The sequence below is a fragment of the Kitasatospora sp. NPDC089797 genome (genome assembly GCF_040684795.1).
Classification (GTDB): domain Bacteria; phylum Actinomycetota; class Actinomycetes; order Streptomycetales; family Streptomycetaceae; genus Kitasatospora.
Window position 1 is genome coordinate 106365 of sequence record NZ_JBFBGS010000006.1, and the last position, 10118, is coordinate 116482.

Annotated in this window: 1 protein-coding gene (only partly in view); it reads right to left on the reverse strand. The window is 75.1% G+C overall.

Going from position 1 to position 10118, the window contains the following annotated elements:
- Positions 1-10031, reverse strand: partial view of an SDR family NAD(P)-dependent oxidoreductase gene (locus tag AB0O91_RS07035; protein WP_363428737.1) — the start only. It extends 20536 nt beyond the left edge of the window; the window shows 10031 of its 30567 coding nt (coding positions 1-10031); its start codon is at positions 10029-10031; the stop codon falls past the left edge of the window.
- Positions 10032-10118: the final 87 nt, after the last annotated feature.

The following is a 10118-nucleotide window of genomic DNA, read 5'->3' on the forward strand; positions in this document are numbered from 1 at the left end:
AGCAGGAAGCCCGCGAGCGCGTGGGCGGTCGGGTAGTCGAAGACGACGGTCGCCGGCAGCCGCAGGCCCGTCGCCGACCGCAGCCGGTTGCGCAGCTCCACCGCCGTCAGCGAGTCGAACCCGAGGTCCTGGAACGCCCGCGACGGATCCACCGCCGCACCGTCCTCGTGCCCCAGCACCGCGGCGATCCGGTCACGCACCAGCTCCAGTACCGCCGCATGCCGCTCGTCGCCGCCCAGGCCCGCGAGCCGCTGTGCCAGGCCCGCCGCCACGGCCGAACCGGCCACCGCCGCGCGCCGCACCCGTCCCCGGACCAGGCCCCGCAGCAGCGCGGGCACGTCGCCGTGCGCGGCCATCGCCACCGGGTCGAGGCGGACGGGCAGCACGGCCGGGTGGCCGGTGGTGAGTGCGGCGTCGAGGAGCGCGACGCCCTGGTCCGGGGAGATCGCCGGCAGGCCGAGCCGGGCGATGCGTTCGGCCTCGGCGCCGGTGAGGGTGCCGGTCATCCCGGCGACGCCGGACCACGGGCCCCAAGCCAGCGACACCGCCGGCAAGCCGAGCGAACGACGGTGCACCGCCAGGGCATCCAGGTACGCGTTGCCCGCCGCATAGGCCGCCTGACCCGCACTGCCGAACGTCCCGGCCATCGAGGAGAACAGCACGAAGGCGTCCAGGTCACCGGCCGCCCGGTGCAGGTTCCACGCCGCGTCCGCCTTCGGACGCAGCACCGACGACAACCGCTCGGAGGTCAGCGAACCGACCACCCCGTCGTCCAGCACACCCGCCGCATGGACCACCGCACGGATCTCGTACCGGGCGAACAGCTCCACGACAGCGGCCTCCTCGGCCACATCGCACGCCTCCACCACCACCGAAGCACCCAACTCCGCCAGCTCACCGATCAGTTCGCCGACGCCCTCCGCAGCCGCCCCCCGACGGCTCACCAACAGCAGACTGCGCACCCCGTGCTCCACCACCAGGTGTCGGGCCACGACCCGACCCAGACCACCCGTCCCACCGGTGATCAGGACCGTGCCCTCGCCGGGCCACACCACCGGTTCCGCTGCCGGCGCCGTGCGGACCAGCCGGGCGGCGTACAAGTCGTCCTCGCGGAGCAGGAGTTGCGGCTCATCCACACCCAGGGCGGCGGACAGCTCCCCCTCCCCGGCGAGGTCCACCAGACCGAACCGGCCCGGCTCCTCCGACTGCGCCGACCGCACCAGACCCCACAGCGCCGCACCCGCCAAGTCCCCGCCGTCCACCACGCCGGACGTCACGAACACCAACCGGGACCCGGCGAACCGCTCCTCCGCCAACCACCCCCGCACCAGCCCCAGCGCCCACGCCGACCGCTCATGGACCTCGCCGACCGCCGACCGGACCACCACCACCGGCGGCACCACCACCGGCACCTCCGCCAGCGACCCGACCTCCACGAACTCCGCCGACACCGCCCCCACCGGCACCCAGTCCACCCGGAACAACGCGTCCCGGCCGACAACCGACACCGCACCGGCCGACACCGGCCGGACGACCAGTGACCCGACCGACGCCACCGGGCGTCCCTCGGTGTCGGCGACGGCCACCGCCGTCCCACCACCCACCGCCGGCATCAGCCGCACCCGGACGGCCGTGGCCCCCGAGGCGTGGAGCGCCACGTCCTCCCAGGCGAACGGCACGCCCCCGCCGCCGCTCCCACCCGGCCCGGCCAGCGCGAAGCCGTGCAGACAGGCGTCGAACAGCGCCGGGTGCAGACCGAACCCGTCCGCCCCGACACCCTCCGGCAGCACGACCTCCGTGAACACCTCGTCACCCCGCCGCCAGGCCGCCCGCAGACCCCGGAACGCCGGACCGTACCCGAACCCGGCCTCGGCCAGACCCTCGTACAGACCCGTCAGGTCAACCGCCTCGGCACCGACCGGCGGCCACACGGAGGCGTCGAACACCGGCGGCACCGCACCCGCCCCCAGCACACCGCTCGCGTGCAGGGTCCAGTCGGCGCCCTCCTCGCCCTCCGGGCGGGCGTGCACGGTGACAGTGCGCCGCCCGGACGCGTCCGGCTCACCGACCCCCACCTGCACCCGGGCCCCGCCCCGCTCGGGCAGGACCAGCGGCGCGGCCAGGGTCAGTTCCTCCACCCGGTCGCAGCCGACCTCGTCCCCGGCCCGCACGGCCAGCTCCACCAGCGCCGTGCCCGGCACCAGCACCGACCCCTGCACCACATGGTCCGCCAGCCAGCCGTGCGTCCCGACCGACAGACGGCCGGTGAACAGGTGGCCGTCGGTGTGGACCAGCTCGACGGCGGCCCCGAGCAGCGGGTGCCCGGCGGCGACCAGGCCGGCCAGCCGGACGTCGCCGCCACGGCCCGGCGTCGCCGCCGGCCAGTACGGACGGTGCCGGAAGGCGTACGTCGGGAGGTCGACGTGCCGGGCGCCGGTGCCGGTGAACAGCGCGGACCAGTCGACGTCCGCACCGGAGACGTACAGCTGGGCCAGGGCTGTCAGCACGGTCGTGTCCTCGGGCCGGCCCTTGCGGAGTGCCGCGGCCAGCACGGCGTCACCGTCGAGCGAGGCGGCGGCCGTCGCGGTGAGGACGCCGTCCGGGCCGAGTTCCAGGAACCGGGTGACGCCCGCCGCCTCCAGTGCGCGGACGCCGTCGGCGAAACGGACGGCCTCGCGGACGTGGCGCACCCAGTACTCGGGCGAGCAGAGGTTCGCGCCGAGCGTGCCGGTGAGGTTGGAGATCACCGGGAGCGAAGGGGCTTGGTAGGTCAGGCCGTTGAGGACATCCCGGAAGTCGTCGAGCATCGGGTCCATCAGCGGCGAGTGGAAGGCGTGCGACACCCGCAAGCGGGTGGTCTTCCGGTCGGCGAAGTGCGCCTCGATCGCCGCCACCGCCTCCTCCGCACCGGAGACGACCACGGAGGTCGGACCGTTCACAGCGGCAACAGATATGAACTCGCCGAGCAGCGGCTCGACTTCCTCCTCCGAAGCCTGCACCGCCAGCATCGCCCCACCCGCCGGCAGCGCCGCCATCAGCCGCCCACGGGCCGAGACCAGTGCGCAGGCGTCCGCCAGCGAGAACACCCCGGCGATGTGCGCGGCAGCAATCTCGCCGATCGAATGCCCGGCCACGAACTCCGGCCGCACACCCAGTGATTCCACCAGCCGGAACAGCGCCACCTCGACCGCGAACAGCCCCGCCTGGGCGTAGTCCGTCCGATTCAGCAGTTCCTCGTCCGCGCCCCATACCACCTCGCGCAGCGGCAGCTCGAACTGCTCGCACACCGCGTCGAAGGCCGCCGCGAACACCGGGAAGCGGTCGTACAACTCCCGGCCCATGCCCAGCCTTTGTGATCCCTGCCCGGAGAGCAGGAACGCGGTCCGGCCCTCTCCGGCCGTTCCCCGCGCCACCTCCACGCCATCCACCAGCACCGCGCGGCACGGGAAGGACGACCGACCCGCCAGCGTGAACGCCACATCACCGGCGGAGAGTTCACGAGGCTCCGCCAGCCGTTCGAGCTGTGCGTCCAGCGCCTCCGCCGACTTCGCCGATACCACCCAGGGCATCGGCGCCGGAACGGCCGAACCGTGGGGTACGACCTCGGGGTCGGGCTGCTCCAGGATCACATGGGCGTTGGTGCCGCTGATCCCGAAGGAGGACACCCCCGCCCGGCGCGGGCGGTCGGTGGCCGGCCAGGCGGTGGCATCGGTCAGCAGCTCGACCGCGCCCGCCGTCCAGTCCACGTGTGCGGACGGCGCATCCACGTGCAGCGTGCGGGGAAGCGTTCCGTGCTGCATCGCCAGCACCATCTTGATCACGCCCGCCACCCCCGCAGCCGCCTGGGCGTGCCCGATGTTGGACTTGACCGAGCCCAGCAGCAGCGGCCGTTCACGCTCCTGCCCGTACGTCGCGAGCAGGGCTTGTGCCTCGATCGGGTCACCCAGCGTCGTCCCCGTCCCGTGCGCCTCGACGGCATCCACATCCACCGCCGACAGCCCCGCACTCGCCAACGCCTGCCGGATCACCCGCTGCTGCGACGGACCGTTCGGCGCAGTGAGCCCGTTCGACGCACCGTCCTGGTTCACCGCCGACCCGCGCAGCACCGCCAGCACCCGGTGCCCGTTCCGCCGGGCGTCCGAGAGCCGCTCCAGCACCACCAGGCCGACGCCCTCCCCCCATCCGACCCCGTCCGCCGCCTGCGCGAACGACCGGCACCGCCCGTCCGCCGACAGGCCGCCCTGCCGCGAGAACTCCACGAAGGTGCCCGGTGTCGACATCACCGTCACCCCGCCGGCCAGCGCCAGCGAGCACTCACCGCTCCGCAGGGCTTGCGCCGCCAGGTGCATCGCCACCAGCGAGGACGAGCACGCGGTGTCCACCGTCACCGCCGGACCCTCGAACCCGAAGGTGTAGGACACCCGCCCGGAGGCCACGCTGGGCGCGCTCCCGTTGCCCCGGAAACCCTCGAACTCCTCGCCGTCCAACAGCGAGCGGTAGTCCGTGTACATCACACCGGCGAACACACCGGTCCGACTGCCGCGCAACGCCACCGGGTCGATACCGGCCCGCTCGAACGCCTCCCAGGACGTCTCCAGCAGCAACCGCTGCTGCGCGTCCGTCGCCAGCGCCTCCCGCGGACTCATCCCGAAGAACTCGTGGTCGAACTCCCCCGCATCGTGCAGGAACGAGCCCATCCGGGTGGACGAGGTGCCCGGTGCCGACCGGTCCTCGCCGTGCAGCGCGTCGAGGTCCCAGCCGCGGTTCGTCGGGAACTCCGACGCCGCGTCCACCCCGTCCGCCACCAGGCGCCACAGCTCCTCGGGCGAGGCCACCCCGCCCGGGTACCGGCAGGCCATGCCGACGATCACGATCGGATCGTCCGACAGCACCGGCACCAGCCCGGGGGCCTCCACGGCGCGCTCGGCACCGAACAGGCCCTCCAGCAGGAAGCCCGCCAGCGCACCGGCCGTCGGGTAGTCGAACACCAGCGTCGTCGGCAGCCGCAGGCCGGTCGCCGACCGCAGCCGGTTGCGCAGCTCGACCGCCGTCAGCGAGTCGAACCCGAGGTCCTGGAACGCCCGCGACGGATCCACCGCCGCACCGCCCTCGTGCCCCAGCACCACGGCGACCTGCTCGCGCACCAGCTCCAGCACCGCCGCCCGCCGACCGTCACCGCCCAGGCCCGCGAGCCGCTGCACCAGCGCCGCCGACCCGGCCGGCGCCGCCGCCACGGCCCGCCGGACCCGGCCGCGCACCAGGGTGCGCAGCAGCGCGGGGACCGGCTGCCGGTCCCGCAGCACGGCGAGGTCCAGCCGCACGGGCAGGATCACGGGCTCGCCGGCCGCGAGCGAGGCGTCGAACAGGGCCGCGCCCTCGGCGGGGGTCAGCTCCGGCAGGCCGGAGCGGGCGATCCGGTGCAGGTCGACCTCGGCGAGGGTGGCGGTCATGCCGCCGTCGCGGGTCCACGGGCCCCAGGCCTGGGAGACGGCGGGCAGGCCGAGCGAACGGCGGTGCACCGCCAGGGCGTCCAGGTAGGCGTTGCCCGCCGCGTACGCCGCCTGGCCCGGGCCGCCGAACACGCCGGAGACCGAGGAGAACAGCACGAAGGCCGCCAACTCCCGATCCCTGGTGGCCTGGTGGAGGTTCCACGCGGCGTCCGCCTTCGGGCGGAGGACGGCCGACAGCCGCTCGGGGGTCAGTGAGCCGACCACCCCGTCGTCCAGCACACCCGCCGTGTGGACCACCGCACGGATCTCGTGCCGGGCGAACAGCTCCGCGACGGCGGCCTCCTCGGCCACGTCGCACGCCTTCACCACCACCGAAGCACCCGACTCGGCCAGCTCGTCGACCAGGTCGCCGACACCCTCGGCCGCCGCCCCCCGACGGCTCACCAGCAGCAGACTGCGCACCCCGTGCTCCACCACCAGGTGCCGGGCCACGACCCGACCCAGACCACCCGTCCCACCGGTGATCAGGACGGTACCGTCACCGGCCCAGGCCACGGGCTCGTCCGCCACTCGGGCGGCACGCGCCAGCCGGGCGGCCAGCACCCGACCGTCCCGGACCAGCAGTTGCGGCTCGTCCACGCCCAGGGCGGCGGACGGCTCGCCCTCCCCGGCGAGGTCCACCAGACCGAACCGGCCCGGCTCCTCCGACTGCGCCGACCGCACCAGACCCCACAGCGCCGCACCCGCCAGATCGTCCCCGTCCACCACACCCGACGTCACGAACGCCAGCCGGGACCCGGCGAACCGCTCCTCCGCCAACCACCCCCGCACCAGCCCCAGCGCCCACGCCGACCGCTCGTGCACGTCCCCGGCCGCCGACCGGACCACCACCACCGGCGGCACCACCACCGGCACCTCCGCCAGCGACCCGACCTCCACGAACTCCGCCGACACCGCCCCCACCGGCACCCAGTCCACCCGGAACAACGCGTCCCGGCCGACAACCGACACCGCACCGGCCGGGGCCGCCGCGCGCAGCGCCAGCGCTCCGACCGAGGCCACCGGCAGGCCCTCGGTGTCGGCGAGTGCCACCGCGACGGACTCCTCGCCGGTCCGGGTGACCCGTACCCGCACCGCCGAGGCGCCGGAGGCGTGCAGCGACACGTCCTCCCAGGCGAACGGCACCAGGCCGTGCGGCAGGCCGTTCACGGCCGTGACGTGCAGGGCCGCGTCCAGCAGCGCCGGGTGCAGACCGAAGCCGGCGGCCTCCACGCCCTCCGGCAGCGCGACCTCGGCGAACACCTCGTCGCCGCGCCGCCAGGCGGCCCGCAGGCCCCGGAACGCCGGGCCGTAGGCGTACCCGCCGTCCGCCATGCCCTCGTACAGGCCGGTCAGGTCGACCGCCTCGGCGCCCATCGGCGGCCAGGTCGAGGTGTCGAAGGCCGTACGGGCGTCGCCCACCGCCAGCACGCCGGTCGCGTGCTGGTCCCAGGCGGGGCCGTCGGCCCCCTCGGGGCGGGAGGCGACCACGAAGGTGCGCCGGCCGTCGTCGTCGGCCGCGCCGACCCGCAGTTGCAGTCGGACGCCGCCCTGCTCGGGCAGGACCAGCGGCGCGGCCAGGGTCAGTTCCTGGACGCGGTCACAGCCGGCCTCGTCGCCCGCCCGGACGGCCAGTTCGAGGAAGGCCGTGCCGGGCAGCAGGACGTCGCCCCGGACGACGTGGTCGGCGAGCCAGGGGTGGGACTGCCGGGAGAGCCGGGAGGTGAACACCAGGCCGCCGTCGTCGGAGAGTTCGAGGGCGGTGGCGAGCAGCGGGTGGGCGACGGCGGCGAGGCCGGCGGCGCCGAGGTCGCCGGTGGTGGCCGGGGCGGCGGTGGGCCAGTAGCGGCGGTGCTGGAAGGCGTAAGTGGGCAGGTCCACCGTACGGACGGCGCTGCCGCCGAACAGGGCGGCCCAGTCGACGGGCGCGCCGGTGACGTACAGCCGGGCGAGCGCGGCGAGCAGCGCGGACTCCTCGCCCTGGTCCTTGCGGAGCAGCGCGGCGGCCACGGCGTCACCGTCGAGGGAGCCCGCCGCCAGTGCGGTGAGGACGCCGTCCGGGCCGAGTTCCAGGAACCGGGTGGCCCCGGCTGCCTCCAGCGTGCGGACGCCGTCGGCGAAGCGGACGGCCTCGCGGACGTGGCGCACCCAGTACCCGGGGGACGCCAGGTCCGCTCCCAGGCCACCGGTCAGGTTGGAGACCACCGGGATCGACGGCGTCCGGAACGACAGGCCGTCGAGGACCTCCCGGAACGCGTCCAGCATCGGGTCCATCAGCGGTGAGTGGAAGGCGTGGGACACCCGCAGCCGGCTGGTCCTCCGGTCGGCGAAGTACGCCTCGATCGCCGCCACGGCCGCCTCGACGCCCGACACGACCACCGCCGTCGGGCCGTTGACCGCCGCGAGCGCGACGAACTCGCCCAGCAGCGGCCGCACTTCCTCCTCGCTCGCCTGGACGGCGAGCATCGCCCCACCGGCGGGCAACACCTGCATCAGCCGACCGCGCGCCGCCACCAGCGTGCAGGCGTCCGCCAGCGAGAACACCCCCGCCACATGCGCGGCAGCCACCTCACCGATCGAGTGCCCCGCCACGAACTCCGGTTCCACACCGAGTGATGCGAGCAGCCGGAACAGCGCCACCTCGACGGCGAACAACCCCGCCTGGGCGTAGTCCGTCCGGTTCAGCAGTTCCTGATCGTCACCCCACACCACCTCCCGCACCGGCAGCTCGAACTGCTCGCACACCGCGTCGAACGCCGCCGCGAACACCGGGAAGCGGTCGTACAACTCCCGCCCCATGCCCAGCCGTTGCGACCCCTGCCCGGAGAACAGGAACACCGTCCCCCCGCCCCGGACCGCGCCTTCGACCAACCCGGCCGCAGCGCCGCCGTCGCCGCCACCGTCGCCCGCGGCGACCGCCGCGAGCCCGCGCAGCAGCGCCTCCTGGTCCGAACCCAGCACCACGGCACGGTGGTTGAGCGGTGACCGGCTGGTCGCCAACGACCACGCCAGGTCCCCGGCGGGCAGCCCGGCCGCGCCGTCCAGCAGCCGGGCGGCCTGGGCGCGCAGCGCCTCCCCGGTCCGGGCGCCGAGCACCCAGGGCAGCACGGTCGGCGCCACCGACCCCGCCACCGGCCCCGCCTCCTCGGCCGTCTCCTCGGCCTGTTCCAGCACCACGTGGGCGTTGGTGCCGCTGATCCCGAACGCCGAGACCCCCGCCCGGCGCGGCCGTCCCGTCTCCGGCCAGTCCCGGGACTCGGCCAGCAGCTCGACCGCCCCCTCCGACCAGTCCACGTGCGACGAGGGCGCGTCCACGTGCAGGGTGCGCGGCAGGACGCCCGCGCGCAGCGCCATGACCGTCTTGATCACGCCCGCGACACCGGCCGCCGCCTGGGCGTGCCCGATGTTCGACTTGACGCCGCCGAGGTACAGCGGCCGGTCAGCGGGCCGGTCCCGGCCGTAGGTGGCGAGCAGGGCCTGGGCCTCGATCGGGTCGCCCAGGGTGGTGCCGGTGCCGTGCGCCTCGACGGCGTCGACCTGGTCGGGGGTGAGCCGGGCGTCGGCCAGGGCGGCCCGGATGACCCGCTGCTGGGAGGGCCCGTTGGGGGCGGTCAGCCGACTGCTGGCGCCGTCCTGGTTGACCGCCGTGCCACGGACGACGGCCAGTACCCGGTGGCCGTTCCGCCGGGCGTCCGACAGCCGCTCCACCAGCAGGACGCCGACGCCCTCGGCCCAGGAGGTGCCGTCCGCCGCTTCCGCGAACGGCTTGCACCGCCCGTCGGGGGCCAGTCCGCGCTGGCGGGAGAACTCGGTGAACAGCCGGGTGGTGGGCATGACGGCGACGCCGCCCGCGACGGCCAGCGAGCATTCGCCGGACCGCAGCGCGCGGACCGCGAGGTGGAGCGCGACGAGGGCGGAGGAGCAGGCGGTGTCGACGGTGACCGCCGGGCCCTCCAGGCCGAGGGTGTAGGAGATCCGGCCCGAGAGCACGCTGACGGCCCCGCCGGTGAGCAGGTGCCCCTCGGTCTCCTCGGTCTGCCGGGCGAGCGAGCCGTAGTCGGTGTCGGCACCGCCGATGAACACGCCGGTGTCGGTGCCGCGCAGCGCGGCGGGGGCGATCCGGGCGTGTTCGATCGCCTCCCAGGAGGTCTCCAGCAGGAGCCGCTGCTGGGGGTCCATGGCGAGGGCCTCGCGCGGGGCGATCCCGAAGAGTTCGGCGTCGAAGTCGGCCGCGCCGGCCAGGAATCCGCCGTGCCGGACGTAGCTCTTGCCGGGGGTGCCGGGGGTGGGGTCGTAGAGCGCCGCGGTGTCCCAGCCGCGGTCGGCCGGGAGGTCGCCGATGGCGTCGGTGCCGTCGGCGACCAGCCGCCACAGGTCGCCCGGGGTGCGGACGCCGCCGGGGTAGCGGCAGGCCATGCCGATGATCGCGATCGGTTCGGTGTCCCTGGCCTCGACGGACTCCAGCCGCAGCCTGGTCCGCCGCAGGTCCGCGGTGACCTTCTTGAGGTAGTCGCGGAGCTTGTCCTCGGAGGTGCTGGCCATGGGTGGGAAACCTCGCAGTTCGGAAGGGCGGTACGGGTCGGCGGCCGGTGGCGCGGCGGGCACGGGGGCGGGGCGGCGGATGCCCCC